Annotated in this window: 15 protein-coding genes; 10 read left to right on the top strand and 5 right to left on the bottom strand. The window is 60.6% G+C overall.

All coding sequences use genetic code 11. The annotated features are described in order from the left end of the window. Positions 1 to 479: 479 nt before the first annotated feature. The 9 genes from VWN43_RS16005 to VWN43_RS15965 all read left to right on the top strand — a co-directional run bounded on the left by VWN43_RS16005 (position 480) and on the right by VWN43_RS15965 (position 9,654). Positions 480 to 2,594, top strand: a complete 2,115-nt coding sequence (locus VWN43_RS16005) for a hypothetical protein (protein ID WP_156488956.1) — start codon at positions 480 to 482, stop codon at positions 2,592 to 2,594. A 155-nt stretch (positions 2,595 to 2,749) separates the two neighbouring features. Continuing rightward, positions 2,750 to 3,145 (top strand): YybH family protein, encoded by a 396-nt coding sequence (locus tag VWN43_RS16000; protein ID WP_050600381.1) that lies wholly within the window; start codon positions 2,750 to 2,752, stop codon positions 3,143 to 3,145. Next, on the top strand, positions 3,142 to 3,633 hold the full coding sequence (locus VWN43_RS15995; RefSeq protein WP_063512585.1) for a YybH family protein: 492 nt from the start codon (positions 3,142 to 3,144) through the stop codon (positions 3,631 to 3,633). Before VWN43_RS16000 ends, VWN43_RS15995 begins: the two co-directional genes overlap by 4 nt. Then, positions 3,633 to 4,217, top strand: a complete 585-nt coding sequence (locus VWN43_RS15990) for a VOC family protein (protein ID WP_050600383.1) — start codon at positions 3,633 to 3,635, stop codon at positions 4,215 to 4,217. The genes VWN43_RS15995 and VWN43_RS15990 overlap by 1 nt, the downstream gene beginning before the upstream one ends. Before the next feature lie 99 nt (positions 4,218 to 4,316). After that, a complete protein-coding gene (locus VWN43_RS15985; RefSeq protein ID WP_063505749.1) occupies positions 4,317 to 5,315 on the top strand; it encodes a methyltransferase in 999 nt (332 codons plus the stop codon). A 96-nt stretch (positions 5,316 to 5,411) separates the two neighbouring features. Beyond that, complete coding sequence (locus VWN43_RS15980; protein WP_063512584.1) at positions 5,412 to 7,226, top strand: SMP-30/gluconolactonase/LRE family protein; 1,815 nt, start codon at positions 5,412 to 5,414, stop codon at positions 7,224 to 7,226. 1 nt (position 7,227) lies between these two features. Next, a complete protein-coding gene (locus VWN43_RS15975) occupies positions 7,228 to 7,995 on the top strand; it encodes an SDR family NAD(P)-dependent oxidoreductase (protein ID WP_197458252.1) in 768 nt (255 codons plus the stop codon). Positions 7,996 to 8,005: 10 nt separating this feature from the next. Further along, the gene (locus tag VWN43_RS15970; protein ID WP_050600388.1) at positions 8,006 to 8,410 is read left to right on the top strand and encodes a nuclear transport factor 2 family protein; all 405 of its coding nucleotides are present in this window, start codon (positions 8,006 to 8,008) and stop codon (positions 8,408 to 8,410) included. Beyond that, positions 8,407 to 9,654: a DUF418 domain-containing protein gene (locus VWN43_RS15965; RefSeq protein ID WP_063507170.1), complete on the top strand. Its 1,248-nt coding sequence runs from the start codon at positions 8,407 to 8,409 to the stop codon at positions 9,652 to 9,654. The genes VWN43_RS15970 and VWN43_RS15965 overlap by 4 nt, the downstream gene beginning before the upstream one ends. 306 nt (positions 9,655 to 9,960) lie before the next feature. Here the strand turns inward: VWN43_RS15965 and VWN43_RS15960 are convergent, their stop codons facing one another. The 3 genes from VWN43_RS15960 to VWN43_RS15950 all read right to left on the bottom strand — a co-directional run bounded on the left by VWN43_RS15960 (position 9,961) and on the right by VWN43_RS15950 (position 13,486). Beyond that, on the bottom strand, positions 9,961 to 10,884 hold the full coding sequence (locus tag VWN43_RS15960; protein ID WP_050600390.1) for a HEPN domain-containing protein: 924 nt from the start codon (positions 10,882 to 10,884) through the stop codon (positions 9,961 to 9,963). A 173-nt stretch (positions 10,885 to 11,057) separates the two neighbouring features. After that, positions 11,058 to 11,498: a hypothetical protein gene (locus tag VWN43_RS15955; protein WP_050600391.1), complete on the bottom strand. Its 441-nt coding sequence runs from the start codon at positions 11,496 to 11,498 to the stop codon at positions 11,058 to 11,060. Further along, positions 11,495 to 13,486 carry a conjugal transfer protein TraG gene (locus tag VWN43_RS15950; RefSeq protein WP_253520290.1) on the bottom strand — a complete coding sequence of 664 codons (1,992 nt, stop codon included), beginning with the start codon at positions 13,484 to 13,486 and terminating at the stop codon, positions 11,495 to 11,497. The genes VWN43_RS15955 and VWN43_RS15950 overlap by 4 nt, the downstream gene beginning before the upstream one ends. Positions 13,487 to 13,714: 228 nt before the next feature. Between VWN43_RS15950 and VWN43_RS15945 the strand changes: the two genes are divergently transcribed. Further along, entirely contained in the window at positions 13,715 to 14,632 is a 918-nt protein-coding gene (locus VWN43_RS15945) for a DMT family transporter (RefSeq protein WP_320181093.1), read from the top strand. Positions 14,633 to 14,687: 55 nt separating this feature from the next. Here the strand turns inward: VWN43_RS15945 and VWN43_RS15940 are convergent, their stop codons facing one another. Together VWN43_RS15940 and VWN43_RS15935 are read right to left on the bottom strand one after the other, a co-directional pair. After that, positions 14,688 to 15,416: an RES family NAD+ phosphorylase gene (locus VWN43_RS15940; RefSeq protein WP_198143449.1), complete on the bottom strand. Its 729-nt coding sequence runs from the start codon at positions 15,414 to 15,416 to the stop codon at positions 14,688 to 14,690. Continuing rightward, on the bottom strand, positions 15,391 to 15,822 hold the full coding sequence (locus VWN43_RS15935) for an antitoxin Xre-like helix-turn-helix domain-containing protein (protein WP_050600394.1): 432 nt from the start codon (positions 15,820 to 15,822) through the stop codon (positions 15,391 to 15,393). Before VWN43_RS15935 ends, VWN43_RS15940 begins: the two co-directional genes overlap by 26 nt. Positions 15,823 to 15,837: the final 15 nt, after the last annotated feature.

The raw sequence follows: 15,837 nt of genomic DNA, 5'->3' as shown, positions 1-15,837 counted from the left end.
ATCGTTGTCGTTTGCCAAACCAAACAACGCGGGACCAAATTGCGAGCAAGTAGCTTTCATTGCTGTTTGTCGGAATGACGCCGGGGATGTCTGTTTTCAGGAGGCGATATCTGGGACGTCTACGTCTGGAATTGGGGCGCATAGCAGCCGTTGCACGCGGCGCAATCGACGGCGACGCAATCAAGAGCAGGTTGGATATGCCTACACTCGATCACGTATTCGCTGTGGAAGAGTGGCGGAATGGCAGGAAATGGGCCGATTGCGGATCGTCCGCTTTTCTACACCATGAGGCAGAAACAGACATTGCGGAGGCATGTATCTACCGCTCGCTTCGTTCAAGGGTCCGTATCGTTTCTCGGTCCTTGTCGCATGGAAGATATGAGCCGTTCAGCCGGCTAGCGCGACTTCATTGATTTCGCGCGCATTCTCTTCAATGTGCTGTCATCCGTTTAGGATGCTGCCATACTGGGAGGGGCGAGTTGAAAGCAAGCGGGTCCGAGGCGTCTTTCGAGGATGCTCGGAAGCTGAAGATATCTGTCTTCGGCAAGCCCACGATAACGCTTGGCTCCGGAGAAGTCCCCAATCTATCCAACCAGCGCGCCCGCGCCATCCTGGCCATGCTGTGCCTCAATGATGGTGAGGCAATGGACCGTGAGACTATCAGCAGGATGCTCTGGCCGGGTCGTTTTCCCGCTCAGGCTCGTGCCAGTTTGCGTCAATGCCTTCTGGCCTTGAGCAAACTCCCGCCCGAGGGCGAGTGCAGCCCACTCATCAAATCGACGCGCAGCACCATCGAACTCAGTCGAACGCGGATCGATGCTGATCTGTTTGTCCTGTTCGATGCCTTGTCGAACCAGCGCGGTAGAGAAGCCTCACGCTTGCTCGAGGATATCGGCGATCGCCCGCTTCTCGACGGATTCAGTTTCGGTGCCTCATTCGCCGCGTGGCTTACCGAAAGACGCGATGCGATAGAACATCGACTGGATGCGGAAGTGCGCCGGGTCGTCTCATGGCTGAACTCCCGCGATGATCCGGAGACGGCCGCTCGCCTCGAAGCTGCTCTTCAGATCCGGCAGCGCGAAGCGTATCGGAAGCGCGGTGCGGGCTGCAGCATTGCGGTCCTGCCGTTCCATCAGCACGATGAGATCGGCGGCGAGCTTTTCCTGAGCGAGGGCGTCGTCGATGAGCTTTCTTCGCGTCTTGGCAATATCCAGGATATCACTCTTGCGGGGCGCACATCCATCGCGGCGCTTCTGGAGCGAGGCTATACCTTGCAGCAGATGGCGAGCGAGCTGGGCGTATCGCACCTGATCGAAGGTGAGGTGCGGCGAACACATCAGGGGATCTCGGTACGCATCGCGCTGATCGATGGCCGATACGGCACCGAAATCTGGTCCGATTTCGTAAGCGGATCGATCGAGGAATTCATCGGATCGCGCGACATGATCGGTGCCACCGTGATTTCGGCGATCACCCGGACGCTCGGCCTTTCAGCACCACCTTCGACCTCGCGGCGCATGACTACCAATCGCGATGCCTATGCGCTGTATCTTCAGGGGCGCGCGCTGGCACAGCGCGTGGGCGTCGACGGAGCCATGGCCAAAGCCATCGAGTTTTTGGAAGAGGCCCTGGATACAGACCCCGAATTTGCAAGTTGCTGGACCGCGCTTGCCGATGCGCACATCAGCGTCGCCGCTCTCACGCCAAGTGTCGAGCGCGTCAAGAATTCACGGGATGCTGCACAATGCGCGCAGCGCGCCATTTCCCTCGATCCGGGGCAGGGTCATGCCTTCTCGATCATGGGCATTCACGAGTGGACGCAATTCAATCCGGCGCGCGCACTGGAACTGTCCTTCGAAGCTTTTGCCCGGGACCCCAATGATGCCGATGTGATCTCTCGGTTGGGATCGTGCCTTCTCTATCTCGGCAAGACGCGCGAAGGGCTTCCCTTTATCGAGCAATCCGTTGCTCGCGATCCGATTTATGGGCGCAACCACGTGATGCTGTCCTCAGCCTATCTCAGCATTGGCGAGGTCGACAAGGCGATCGCCGCGGGCCGGCGGATGGTCGACCTTGGCTTTCCCGGAATGTGGCTCGCCGTGGCGTACATGGCTGCGGGAGACCACGTGGCGGCGGTCAAGGCGCATTACGACAGCAGGATATATCTAGGGACGACCATCATGCGACCTCCGGGAATGCCGGTGATGGACGATGCCGCGCGTGATGCCTATTTCGACATTGCCGCGCGCGGAATTTTCAGCGGGAAGGCCGCCGATCGCGCGGTTTACTGCAAGATGCTCGACGGTCTGCATGCGACAATGGCGGATCCCTATGACTCGTCAATCGCCTTCCCCGCGATCTGGATGGGCCATGCCGACCTCGTGATGAAACTCTACTCCGAATGTATTCACCCGGCCAACATGTTCAGCTTGATGAGCCTGTGGATCGATATCGACCCGATAAACCGCACCCGCCTCCATCCCGGCTTTATGCAGTTTGCAGAGAAGATCGGTATGGTCGAAGCGTGGGAGAAGTTCGGCTGGCCCGATCTCATTCCGCACGACCCGCGAAACACGTCGTCGGACCCGGATTGACGCTTTTTTGACGGTTGAGCCGATTGACGCTCGGCTCGGTTCGGCAGACAGTTCTCCTCAGTCGCACAACAGATCGACAAGCCTGCCTTAGCCCGGAAAAGCACCGCTTTCCGGTGCCGGCGAAGCTTGGCCCGGTCGTCGTGGGAGGGGGAGGAATGAGCGAGACGCATCCGGCAGGCGAGAACCTGCACAATCTCTATGTGACCGCGATCAATTCGAACGACACGCAGGCGGTCGCAGCACGCCTGTCCGACAACGTGGTGTTTCAAACCCCGGGCGAACCCGAACTGGTCGGCAAGGAAGCTGTGACCGAGTGGGCTTCGAGCTTCTTCGAGGCATTCGAAGCGCACTGGGACAAGACCGAAAACCTCTTCGAGGTTTCGGGCGATTTTGCGATCAGCCGGTACACCTATAGCGCTCGCATCCAGCCGCGTGAGGGTGGCGCGCCGATGGAGGAATTTGGCAAGGGCGTATGCGTTTATCGCCGAGGCACTGATGGCAAGTGGCTGCTCGCGATCGACAGCTGGAGCACGAATGAAGGCGCGCAATGATGCAGCGTATCTGGATATTGGCGGCGCCGCTCCTCCTTGTAACCGGATGCAGCGCCGAACGCGCGGAACCGGTCGACAAGGATGCGATCGCGCAAGCAGTGAAGACCGACGTCCAGTCGATCGTCGATGCCTTCAATGCCCGCGATGCCGATGCCGCGCTGGCGGTGAACGCGCCCGATACGCGGGTCATGTCGCATGGTCAGCCGAACATGGGCTTCGAGGAGAACCTCGCCACGGTGCGCCAGTATGTCAGCGATCCGGCAGTTCATCTGCAGGTGGCGGACGAAGAAGTGGATGTCGCCGATGCAGGGGACATGGCGGTCTACACTGCGACATATGACTGGGAGTTCACCGATCCCGAGACTGGCGACGTGGCAAACGAGCAGGGCAACTGGGTGATGGTCTTCAGGCGCCAGGAAGACGGCTCGCTGAAAATCTACCGCGAAGTCATCTCGGACATTCCAGCGAGCGGGGAAGGTGTCAGCTGATGCCCATGCCGACGCCCAAGCCCGTCCATGTCGTTTACCGGACGTGCCGCTTTGCAGAAATGCTCGACTGGTACGCACAGGTGTTCGGCTCCGAGGTCGTTTACCAGAACCCCGCGCTGGCGTTCATCACTCATGACGACGAACATCACCGGTTCGCCTTTGCCGATCTGAATGTCATCGCGCCCGGCGTCGATCCTGAGGACCGTGGGCGGGTGGGCGTAGATCACGTCGCCTACGACTGCCCGTCGATGCGCGAATTGCTCGAAGCCTATGACGACCTCAAGGCGCGCGGGATCGCACCCTACTGGTGCGTCAATCACGGGATGAGCGCGTCGCTTTATTACGCCGATCCCGATGGCAACCAGCTGGAATTCAGCGTCGATTGCTTCGCCAGCAAGGCCGAATGCACAGCCTATTTCAAAGGCGATGCGATCGGCGAGAACCCGGTCGGCGTGGAATTCGATCCCGATGAATGGCTGGAGAAGCTGCGCGGCGGAATGGCCGAAGCCAAGCTGCTCAAGATCGACCGCAAGGCCCCGGCGTCGCCTATCCGCGGCAAGCTCATGGAGATGACCGATGGCTGACGGGCTTGGCGAGGTTCCAGTGATCGGGCCGATCTCCTGACGATGATCGGCATCTCCACCGCGTTTTTCATGCTGCGCTGAACCAAGAGGAAATCGACCATGTCCCAACAGATCAGTGCGGAAGAGCAGGTTCTCGGCATCGTTACCAACCACTGGCAGGCGCATGGCGTCGGCCTGGCGGCCAAGCTCGAACTGGCCGATCATCTTGCCGACGGTCCGCTGGCGGTCGAGGAGCTTGCCAAGCGTTCCCGGACGCACGCGCCCAGCCTGTACCGCATGCTGCGCGCGCTGGAGAGCACGGGGATTTTCGCGAGCACGGAAAACGGTTCGTTCGAAAACACGCCCGCCAGCGATTGCCTGCGCCGCAACAAGCCCGGCTCGAACTGGGCCTGGGTGCGCTTCACGCTATGCCCCGGCGCCCCGGTTTACGAAGGATGGCGCGGCTTGCCCCTGGCGGTCGAAACCGGCGAACCGGGCTTCGACCAGCTGCACGGCAAGAGCAATTGGGAGAACATGGAGGCAAACCCAGAGGCCTATTCGATCTTCAATCTCGCCATGCGCGATCTTGCCGCCACGATCGGGCCCGCCGTTGCCTCGGCAATCGACTGGAGTCGCTACAACGTAATCGCCGACATCGGCGGCGGTATCGGGTCGCAGTTGTCCGAAATTCTTGCGGCGCATCCCAATACCAGAGGTATTCTTTTCGATCTTCCGCATGTGGTTGCCGAAGCGCCGAAGAACGAACGGTTCGACGTGGTAGCCGGCGACTTCTTCGCGAGCATTCCGGTCGAGGCCGATGCTTATGTGCTGCGCTGGGTACTGCATGACTGGTCCGACGAAGAATGTATTCGCCTGCTCCGCAACGTGCGAGAAGCGATGCAACCCAAAGCGCGATTAATGATCGTGGAATCGATCATCCCAGGCGGTTCGCAGTTCGACATGGGCAAGTGGATGGATCTCAACATGATGGTCATGGCGACCGGCAAGGAACGGACCGAAGCCGAATTCGCGGCTCTTCTCAAGAATGCCGGTTTCGAGCTCATATCTATCGAACCGACTGCGTCGCCCCTGTCGATCCTGGTCTTTGAGCCCGCGTGATGAAAACCGATCAAGCACTGGAGGAAGTCGATGTCTAAGTATCGGAAGAACGCATTTGTCCGATCTAAGTCTTTGGGCGCGCTTCTAGCAGCCACGATGCTAGCCTCTCCGTCAGGAGCGCAAGAGAGCGATGTCGCTACGACCACCGGCGGGGGCGATGCGAATATCGGCTACGTGACGGGCGATCCCGATACTTGGCCAGCGGAACTCGAGGCTACGGTAGCAGCCGCCGAGAATCACAAGATCCTGCTCGAGAACGATCAGGTTCGCGTTCTGGAAGTGACGCTGGCACCGGGTGAAGTAGAGCCCTTGCATTTCCACCGCTGGCCCAGCGTGTTGTATCTCCAGCAGGCCGGCGACTGGATCGACCGCGATGCCGAGGGCAACGTGATTTTCGATTCACGCAAAGTGCCACCAATGCCCTTTCCGGTGACGCTTTGGAAGGGGCCTGAAGCGCCGCATTCTCCCGTCAACCTGAGCGACGACGTGACAGTCCGTCTCATCCGGGTCGAGATCAAGCCGCAAGAGGCGTGGGCTCCTGGCGGGCCAAGCGATGAATACTCGTTTTTTCCGGCCGACCGCTCGCTCACCCACGCCGAAGACGGGGTCGTCCTCCCCGACGGCAGGTTGTTGGTCGGGGATTGGGATCACGGTCTCGTTACCCTGTCTGCCGACGGCACCAAGACGCCGTTCGGCGATTTCGCGCGAGCGGGCTTCAGGTCGAAGCCGGACCCCATGTGGAACAGCCCGAACGGCGTATCCTGGGAGCCGGACGGTCGCCACGTGCTGGTCGCCGACATAACCGGCGGACACATTTACCGCGTCGATACCGAGACCGAAGCGGTGACGCGGATTTACGATCACCCCTACGGGGTAAACGCCGTCGTGCGCGACCCGACCGGCGCGATCTGGTTCACGCAGTCGACCGAGAACGCAGCAGGCGAAGGCAGCGAAGCGCGGATGTTCGCTGCGGCCGACAAGCCGCTTGGCGACGGGGCTGTTTTCCGGATCGCGCCCGAACAGGTTGGCAAGCCCGAGCCAGTTGCCATCAAGGTGGCCGACGGGCTCGACTTCGCCAATGGTATCGCCTTCGACGGGGCGCGGGCGCGACTATATGTCGCCGAAATCGTGCGGAGCCGCATTCTCAGCTTCGCGGTGGACCAGGCGACGGGCGAATTGAGCGACCGCCGCGTCCTCGCGACCCTTCCCACGCCCGATAATATCGAGCTGGATCGCGATGGCATGCTGTGGGTCGCCAGCCCCTTCGCGAACGCCGTTTATGTGGTTGATCCCGATACCGGCGATCGGCGCACAATGTTCAATCCTGCGCCCGAGACGAGCGCTCGCATCGTTACCGAGACCTATCGACGGCTGGAAGCGGGCGAACCGATCCTGCCGCTTCTGACACCGGAGATGTGGGAGCCGATGCCCGGCCTGCTGACCGGCATCATCCTGGCACCCGATGGGGCGGTTTACGTCTCGAACCTCGGCAATGCGCTGGTGAAGCTCGAACGAGCCGATACGGCCCAAGTCGATTCCTCTCTGGACAGCGTGCTGGCCAACCGGACCGAGGTTGTTCTCGAGGCGATCAAGTCGGGAAATACCGAGCCGATCCTCGCGCTTTACACCGACGATGCCGTCTTTTCGCCCTCGGGGTATACGCTGCTGAGCGACCGGACGGCACTCGCTGCCTTCTGGGAAGGCGTTGCCGAAAGCGAGGCCGCCGATGCGACGTTCGACGTCGTGTCGATAAGGCGCCTCGGGCCCGACGCCTTCACCGAATTGCAGAAATACGAAGTGTTCGACGCCGAGGGCACCTCACTCTTCGGTGGTTATGCCTTGCTGCTCTGGGTTCGCGAGGATGGCCGCTGGCGGATGGCTGCCGATGTCTCGAACGAAGGGAACCCGTAAGGTGTCCGTTTTCGAGGGAAAGGTCGCCATTGTCACCGGTGCCAGCAGCGGGATTGGCAAGGCAACGGCGCTGATCCTGGCCGAGCGCGGAGCCACGGTCGTGGTCGCGGCGCGCCGCACGGAGGTGCTCGACGAACTGGTCGCGCAGATCGAACAGGCGGGAGGCAAGGCAAGCGCTGTCGTCACCGATGTCGCACAGGCCAGCGACGTCGAAGCGATGGTGGCGCATGCGGTAGACACGCATGGACGGCTCGATCTTGCCGTCAACAACGCGGGCATCGGTGCCGAGGTCTATCCGCTGATCGACACGCCAGACGATTACTGGGACCGCGTGATGGCGGTAAACCTTCGCGGCAATTTCCTGTGTCTCAAGCATGAAGCGCGCGCCATGCTGGCGGCGGGCAATGGCGGATCGATCGTCAATATCGGATCGGTCAACACGTTCCTGGGTTGCCCCGGAGCCAGCACATACACCGCGTCCAAGGCCGGCCAGTTGGGGCTGACGACCTCCGCCTCCGCAGAGCTGGCCGAACACGGCATACGCGTGAATCTGCTGTGCCCCGGCGTCATCCACACGCCGCTGCACGAACAGATCAAGGGCAATCTCGGCGCCGAAGCCTTCGATGGCATTCGTCAGCGCAAACATATGCGGCGCTTCGGGGAGCCAGAGGAAATAGCGCGCTGCATCGCCTTCCTCTGCTCCGAAGATGCCAGCTTCGTGACCGGCACTACACTGACACCCGACGGCGGCTTCCACCTATCTTTGTAAGGAGCACACCATGACCAGGGCACTGGAGATCGTGCAGCAATTCTATGCTGCCGTCGGCACTGGCGACAAGGACACAGCTGCATCGCTGATGGCCGATGACGTCCGCTGGATGGAGGCGGAGAACTTCCCGCTGGCGGACCGCAATCCCTATGTCGGCGCGCAGGCCGTGCTCGAAGGCGTCTTCGCGCGGTTGGGCGACGTGCTGGACGATTTCGGCGTCGAGCCGGGACGTTTCATCGCGGACGAGACCAGCGTCGTGATGGAAGGCCGTTACACCGGCACCGGGAAGGCGACCGGGCAGCCCTGCAACCCGCAGGTTGTCCATGTCTGGACTGTCGAGGATGGCAAGATCGCTACCTTCCAGCAGCATATTGATACACTCGCTGTCGCGCGGGCCACCGGCAAAGCGCCATGAGCGAGGCGGTCGCCCCGATTACTGCGAAAGACAGGGTCGGGGAGCTCGACGTGCTGCGAGGCTTCGCCTTGCTCGGAGTAATGACGATCAACCTGTGGGAATTTGGCGGCGAGAGCGTCACCATCACCGCCGATCAACTTGCCGCATTACCCAACGCCGCGCTCAACAGCTCGATCGAATTCTGGCTGCGCCTGTTCGTTTCCGACAAGGCCAACACCCTGTTCGCCTGCCTGTTCGGCATGGGGTTCTGGATTCAAATGGAGCGCCTGGAAGCACGCGGCGCACCGTTCCGCTCGATCTACTTCCGGCGTGCCGGCATCCTCCTGATCTTCGGCTGGCTGCACTTCTTTCTGCTGTTTTCCTGGGATGTCCTGCATGTCTACGGGATCGCCGCTTTCATCCTGCTGTTCAGTCGCAAGCTGTCAGCGCGCACGATGCTGGTCGTCGGAGGGGCGCTGCTCCTGTTTGCCAAGCCTCTGATCTCCGGTGTTTTCGAGTGGTCCGGCGTTTCGGTCACGCTCGATGCGATCACTTCCGCCGATAGCGAAGTCTTGGCCCGCCAGGCCGCAGCGCAGTCAGGCGATTTTGTCACCTTCATGAGCTTGATGGCGGAAAACAACTGGCTCGGCTGGATCATGAACGGCGGCCTCGTTGCCTGGATCGCATACGCTACCGGGAGGTTTTATATCGGCGCGTGGATCGCGCGAAAGGGGTGGATCCAAAACGCCTCGACGAATCTCGCGCCGTTCCGCCGGGTATTGTGGCCCACCCTGGTGCTTGGCCTTGCGCTGGAAGCGACCCATCTCCTTACCGAGAATGCCGAGCCGGGCACCACGCTCTCGGCGATCAGCGCATGGGGCGGCATTCTTCACGCCTTGGCGACGCCGCTGATTGCAATCGGCTACGGCTGCGCGCTCATTCTCCTTTTCAATGGCCGGTCCGCCAAGTGGCTTGTCGCCCCGTTCGGAGCGGTGGGGCGGATGGCGCTGACCAACTATGTGCTTCAGAGCATTGCGATTGTCCTGATCCTCACCGGGGTCGGGCCTGGACTCGCCTTGGCTGGCAAGGCCGGCATCGCCACCTTCCTGCCACTGGTGGCGATTTTCTACGGGGCGCAAGTTCTGATCAGCAATTTCTGGCTCAAGCGCTTCTCTTACGGCCCGCTCGAATGGGTCTGGCGCGCGCTAACCTATGGTGAGCGGCCCGCGATGCGGCGATCGACCTCCGCCATGATCGCGCAATAGCCAGCGCCCCGCTTTCTGCCAGTCCACGTGCCCCGCCCATCTCGCTCTCATCGAGATGTGAGAGCGTTTCTCCTGTGAAGAGGAGAACGGCAAACCAAGCCGCTGCTGCGAACATGAGGGATCCGCCACGTGCCGGACGGGCACCTGGGGTGTTTGTCGTTCCGGCAAATCGCCCCATCGCATCCGAGCAAATATGACGATCGAAACGACCGCTTTGGTCCTTTTAAGTGCAGCCACGAATGACCGAGATTAGGGCGCAAAACAGTCATAGTGTGAAGTGTAATCGGGCCCGCTGGCAAGCCACGGTCAAGCGACTGCTTCACTCTTGAGCTTCTCAAGCCTTACCGAGCATATATCATGGACAACGCGGCCGAGCTCCTCGACCTGCTCTCCGAGCCATTCGAGTTCCTCCTTGGTGATGCGGTAGTGCTGTGAGTAGCGGGCCTTCACGTAGGCTTCTTTGAGCTTTTCAAAGCGCGCCCGATCGCGGCGCGTATCGCGTGGCCAGACATAGGTGAGGCGTGGATCAATCCTCTCCGCTTGGGTGCGCAGAAAACCGAGGTTGTGCACGTGCGGCGTGTAGAAGGTGCAGACCAAAAGCACGCAGTGATAGAGGAATTCGGCGGATTGATGCATGTCAAACGCTGCCGGTTTTAGAAACCCTCGCTCTCGACCCACCTTTGATAGCTCGTATCGCTGCATCGCGGTTGGAAACCACTCGTCGAAATACTCCTGCGCCATCGCGAGTGCCTGCTCGGGCGTTTTGGGCTTAGGCTTATGCAGTTCGGTGTCGTCTGCCTGGTAGAGCGCCACCCCGTCTTTCGCGACATCCATGAAGAAGTAGCGCCCGTGCGCGAGGCCGTCGTTCACTTCCTGCAATGTGTGGACGATAAAATTCACCGGCGTGTTGAGGGTCTTGGTGACGCCGTATTCGCGCATCAGCCGGTCATCGAGCTTGGACCAGTACTTGATGCGGTCAACCAGACGCTTGTCATTGACGATAACAAGCAGATCATAGTCAGACTGGTAGCCCTTTGCAGTATGGGGTTCATCGACCCATGTTCCGCGTGCATAGCTGCCGTACAGAATGACCTTGAGGATGCGCCCGGCCTTCTTCCAGTCGTGCCTCGCCAGCGCGAAGGCGTCATCGAATTCTTCGAAGATAAGCTGCACCACGCGCTCAAGCTCGCGCTGTTTTTGCGGTGGCAGATGATCGAGTTCGGTGCGCATTACACAACCTCTAGCAAGCAGTTGGAATAGTTGCACCTATAGACTGGCGCGTCGGCAATTCGCCCTGCTCCAGAGCGCATCTCTCCTCCTTCCCAACTGAAGCATTTGACCAAGGTCTGCGCGTCTTTGCGCGCGAAGTTGCCGTGAAGACACCGAGGCGCGCTTCCAATGGCCTATTGGCCATTTTCCGCCTCATCATGTTGTGGCTCCCGACGAATAAGCTCGTCGGACAGGTGCTTTCCCGTTTCCATTCTGCGGGCCAGCGCCTCGACGAGATGACTGAAGCGTTTCTCGGCGTCGGCCCGCGCAGCAGCAGAGGCACCGGCACCAAGCGCGGGCGTGACTTCGAGCCAGCGCCGCAGGTAAAGAGCAAACGCCTCATTTCCGACCTCGACGTGATAGTCGAGCTTGTCGATCTGCCGCGAAATCCGGTCCAACCGCCGGCTGAATGCCGCCTCGAGTCTCTCCGAACCATCGGGCGACAAGAACGAAGCGATCGCGGCTTCGACCACCGAAGCCTGCGATACACGCTTGCGTCCAGCGAAGTCGGCCAGTTGCCGCGAGAGAGCGGGCGGCAGGCGAAAAGTGTGCTTGATGCGGTTGCCCTTGCTCACAATTCGATCCCGTCATCGGGATCAAGCGCCGCCCGCTGTGCATTGGCGCGCATCTGGTCGGCGATCCGGCGGTTTCTGCTCGCCTCTTCGTCATCGCGCCGATCGTCGAACTCGAATTCATTGCGCGGTGGCGATGGCGCGGGCGCAATATCTTCGTGCTGGGGCAGTTCAGGCTCGCGCCGGACACCGCCATCGGCAACTGTGTCGCGATCTTCCAGCTCAGCGGCATCCGACGCCACAAGCGGGCACTTGAGTGCGCGCGCAATCACCCCTTCCCATTCTCCGGCGTCGGGCTCACTGCACGATTGTTCGGCCACCGGCGGCGGCTCAACCCGCTTCGCCAATCTGGGATCGGCATAATAGCGCGCTTTCTTCGCCCGGATCGGATGCGCGCCTGCAAGCATCACAATCTCATCGGTATCGGGCAGCTGCATGATCTCGCCCTGGGTGAGCAAGGCCCGGGCGGTTTCGCTGCGCGAGACCATCAGATGACCAAGCCATGGCGAGAGCCGGTGCCCAGCGTAATTCTTCATCGCGCGCAGTTCGGTCGCGGTGCCAAGCGATTCAGAAATGCGCTTCGCCGTGCGCTCGTCATTGGTCGCAAAGCAGACCCGGACATGACAATTATCGAGGATCGCGTTGTTCTGACCGTAAGCCTTCTCGATCTGGTTGAGCGATTGCGCGATCAGGAATGCCTTGATGCCGTAGCCTGCCATGAAGGCAAGCGCGCTTTCGAAAAAGTCGAGACGACCGAGCGCCGGAAATTCGTCAAGCATCAGCAGCAATCGGCGTCGATCCGATCCTTCGTTCAGGTCTTCGGTCAGGCGGCGGCCCAGCTGGTTGAGAATGAGCCGGATAAGCGGCTTGGTGCGGCTGATGTCGGACGGCGGCACGACGAGATAGAGTGTGACGGGGCGCGCCGGATCGACGAGATCGGCGATCCGCCAGTCGCATTGCCGCGTGACTTTGGCGATCACCGGATCGCGGTAGAGACCAAGGAAAGACATCGCGGTTGAGAGGACGCCCGAACGCTCATTCTCCGACTTGTTAAGCAGTTCGCGTGCGGCGCTCGCCACAACCGGGTGGACGCCTTCCGCTCCCAGATGCTGCGTTGCCATCATTGCGGTGAGCGTCGTCTCGATCGAGCGTTTCGGGTCGGACAGGAACGACGCCACTCCGGCCAGGGTCTTGTCAGGCTCGGCATAAAGAACATGGAGGATCGCTCCGACCAGCAAGGCATGGCTTGTCTTTTCCCAATGGTTGCGGCGTTCGAGTGAGCCTTCGGGATCGACCAGCACGTCGGCGATGTTCTGGACGTCGCGCACTTCGTTAATTCCCCGGCGCACCTCCATCAGCGGATTGTACGGCGCAGAGGCTTCATTGGTCGGATCGAACAGCAGGACCCGACTGAAACGCGAACGGAAGCCTGCGGTGAGATCCCAGTTTTCGCCTTTGATGTCGTGAACGATGGCCGAATGCGGCCAGGTCAGCAGCGTCGGGACAACGAGGCCGACACCTTTGCCGCTGCGCGTCGGGGCGAAACACAGCACATGCTCGGGTCCGTCATGCCGTAAATAGAGATTGGCATGGCGACCGATCACTGCGCCTTTGCCGCCGAGTAGCCCTTCGCGGGCGATCTCGGAGCGGGTTGCCCAGCGCGCGGAGCCATAGGTCGCGCTGGTCCGGGCCTCGCGGGCACGCCAGACCGACATGGCGATTGCCACAACCACCGCAATCAGACCGCCCGATGCGGCGATCATCCCGCCGGTTTCGAATATTCGCGGAGCATAGGCCTCGAAGCTGAACCACCACCAGAAGATCGAATATGGCGGATAGACCGGCTGACCAAACGCGGTGAACCATGCTGGACCGAGCTCTTGCTGGTAGCCGAGCGTTGCAGCAGTCCATTGGGTGGCCGCCCAGACTCCTGCAAGCGCCAGCGCAAATACGGCCAGGATCTGGCCCCACAGGATCTTGGTTGCCGACACAGTCGCCTCCTTTCGCTCAATAACAGGAGGCAGTTGTAACGCCGGTATCAAGTTCGAATGCGTGTGATCGGGGTCCAGCGTAGCCAAAGAAGCAGGAGGCGGGGTCGTGGCAAGACGGATCAATCCAGCGCGGCTGGCACGGAACCCGCTTGCTGGACCCTGTGCCGGATAAGACAACAAGGCTATGATTTGCGAACGAAACCCGACATGTTAAGTCGTTCCAGTATCATGGTATCCGAGAGACCAACGACCACTCCTGCGATTGTCGTGCAGCTTTTGCTAGGCATGGCACTCTTTGGCAGTGCAACGCCGCTCAGCAAGTTAATCGGGCAGCAGTTCTCGGTCTTCACAGCGTCATGCATGCGCATGCTGATCGCTTGTCTGGTCCTTGCTCCATTCACATGGTTGCTGACGAAAAGGTTTGCTCGTGCGAAGCGGTCGGACTGGTTGGTGATTGTCGCGATCTCATTATTCGGGATGGTCGGTTTCACCGCAGCCATGCTTTTTGGCATGCGTCTCACCACAGGCGTGATCGGCTCCACGATCATGAGCGCGACACCGGCAGTGACTGCCGCCGCGGCCGTAGTTTTCTTCGGTGCCGCAATGAACTGGCGCACATCAGGAGCATTGGCCCTTGCGATCGCGGGGATCGTAATGATCAATCTGCTGCGAACCGGGGGAAGCGGAGCCACCGAAGCGCCGATCCTTGGCGCAGCGCTTGTCGCAATGGCTGTGTGCTTCGAGGCAGCCTACACCCTGCTTGCGCGCAAACTGTCCGACGGGATCAGCTCACTGGAAGCCACTCTGGCAGCATCGCTCATTGCCGCTTTGCTCTTCGTTGCTCTGGCTTTTGTTTTCGACTCTCGACCGTTTGATTTTTCCGGCATAGGTCGGGATGGTTATTTTGCGCTGGCCTTTTGGGGTGCGGCCACAGGAGGGCTCGCTCCTGTTCTATGGTATAATGGTGCCCGCAAAGCGCCAGGAGCACTCACGGCAGGTGCGATGGCAGTCATGCCCCTTAGCGCGCTTGTCCTATCTTACGTCCTACTTGGCGAATCCTTTCGCTGGTCTCACCTTTTGGGCTTCGGGTTGGTTTTCGCAGGGCTTGTCCTGATGATAGTCGAGCATGCGAAATCGGCGGATTAATGAGAATGAGATGTTCGTCCCACCCAACCCCTGAGACAGAATGAGCGTCTAGAACCTACGCGGCCTCCCATGTAAATTCAGGACTACCCGACCAGGTCAGACGGTACATGGCGCCCTGAGTCACCGACTGAACGACATTGGGCCATAGCGCCGCGATGCAAATCCCTTCCGGATGGCGAACCGAGGGATAGATGATGCCGTTGTGACCCTCGGCACGAGCCTGCGCCGCCAGCGCGTTGCCGACCGGATAACCCTTTTCAGCATTTGGATGGAGGCCGGGATGATCGGACGTGCCGCGCAGGTCGACAAAGATGCCGGACATACTTGCAATCATCTCGCCATATTCCACCACGGCATTGAAATCGGCTGCATCCGCCAACGCCTGAGTCAGGTGATGTCCGACCTCGGCGAGGCAGGTTTCGACCGCCAGGGCCGCGTACCAAGCCCCACGATCCGCGGGGTTAAATCGCCCCGGCTCGCGTGGTTTGGCGTAAGCGAAACTCGCATTGATGAACTTGGCATGCGGCACGCCGTGCACCAATTCTTCGGCGCTAAGGCCGCCATGGCCGCGCTCCTCGGCTATCAGGCGCGAGCTAGTCGCCCCTTCGATCTCCGCAAGCAGCGTAAGTTCATCGTCATCGTCAGTGAGCGGCGCCATCGCCGCGTCGCGCAGGCGCGCACTCGAAACCAGCCGAATGGTGCGCTCGAACGCTTCTCGTTTGGTAGCCAGATCGGCCGACGGCGGTTCGGGATCGCTCTCAGAGCCCGCCACGAAGCGCGTCAATATACTGGCGGGTTTCGAGCATACGCGGGATACCGCCTTCGATCATTGCCTGGACTGGCGAAAGCCGGTCGAACACAGGTGCCGTATTGACGAGCCTGGGCCAGCGGTCGGCCATGTCGTCGGCAAACAGCAGATGCAGCCCCTTGAACAAGCCGATCAACGCCGAAGCGCGCGTCAACTGGTCCTGGCTAAGCGCGCCTTCCCAAGTTCCGGCCTTCATCCGGTCCCAGGTACTTTCAGAGACACCGAGCAGCGCAGCGCCCTCGGCATTACTGCCACCCCAAGCGTCGACAAGTCGCAGAACGGCTTTGACTGCCGCGCCCGTCAGGCGGTCACGATCATCACTGGCCGCGAAGGTCTGAATGCCTCGCGGTGCTTCGGCTTGCTCTAATGCTATACTTGCCATATCGCATCTCCTGAC

Origin of the sequence: Qipengyuania sp. HL-TH1, assembly GCF_036365825.1 — a bacterium.
Lineage (GTDB): Bacteria > Pseudomonadota > Alphaproteobacteria > Sphingomonadales > Sphingomonadaceae > Qipengyuania > Qipengyuania profunda.
The sequence above is the reverse complement of the archived record's forward strand: the minus strand, read 5'-3'. Positions and strand labels throughout refer to the sequence as shown.

What these genes read in the sequence shown, in the direction of transcription:
- VWN43_RS15935 (WP_050600394.1), bottom strand. Translation starts at nt 15,822, where the DNA reads ATGGCAAGTATAGCATTAGAGCAAGCCGAAGCACCGCGAGGCATTCAG.
- VWN43_RS15980 (WP_063512584.1), top strand. Translation starts at nt 5,412, where the DNA reads ATGCTAGCCTCTCCGTCAGGAGCGCAAGAGAGCGATGTCGCTACGACC.
- VWN43_RS15985 (WP_063505749.1), top strand. Translation starts at nt 4,317, where the DNA reads ATGTCCCAACAGATCAGTGCGGAAGAGCAGGTTCTCGGCATCGTTACC.
- VWN43_RS15995 (WP_063512585.1), top strand. Translation starts at nt 3,142, where the DNA reads ATGATGCAGCGTATCTGGATATTGGCGGCGCCGCTCCTCCTTGTAACC.
- VWN43_RS15965 (WP_063507170.1), top strand. Translation starts at nt 8,407, where the DNA reads ATGAGCGAGGCGGTCGCCCCGATTACTGCGAAAGACAGGGTCGGGGAG.
- VWN43_RS15960 (WP_050600390.1), bottom strand. Translation starts at nt 10,884, where the DNA reads ATGCGCACCGAACTCGATCATCTGCCACCGCAAAAACAGCGCGAGCTT.
- VWN43_RS15945 (WP_320181093.1), top strand. Translation starts at nt 13,715, where the DNA reads ATGGTATCCGAGAGACCAACGACCACTCCTGCGATTGTCGTGCAGCTT.
- VWN43_RS15970 (WP_050600388.1), top strand. Translation starts at nt 8,006, where the DNA reads ATGACCAGGGCACTGGAGATCGTGCAGCAATTCTATGCTGCCGTCGGC.
- VWN43_RS16000 (WP_050600381.1), top strand. Translation starts at nt 2,750, where the DNA reads ATGAGCGAGACGCATCCGGCAGGCGAGAACCTGCACAATCTCTATGTG.
- VWN43_RS15990 (WP_050600383.1), top strand. Translation starts at nt 3,633, where the DNA reads ATGCCCATGCCGACGCCCAAGCCCGTCCATGTCGTTTACCGGACGTGC.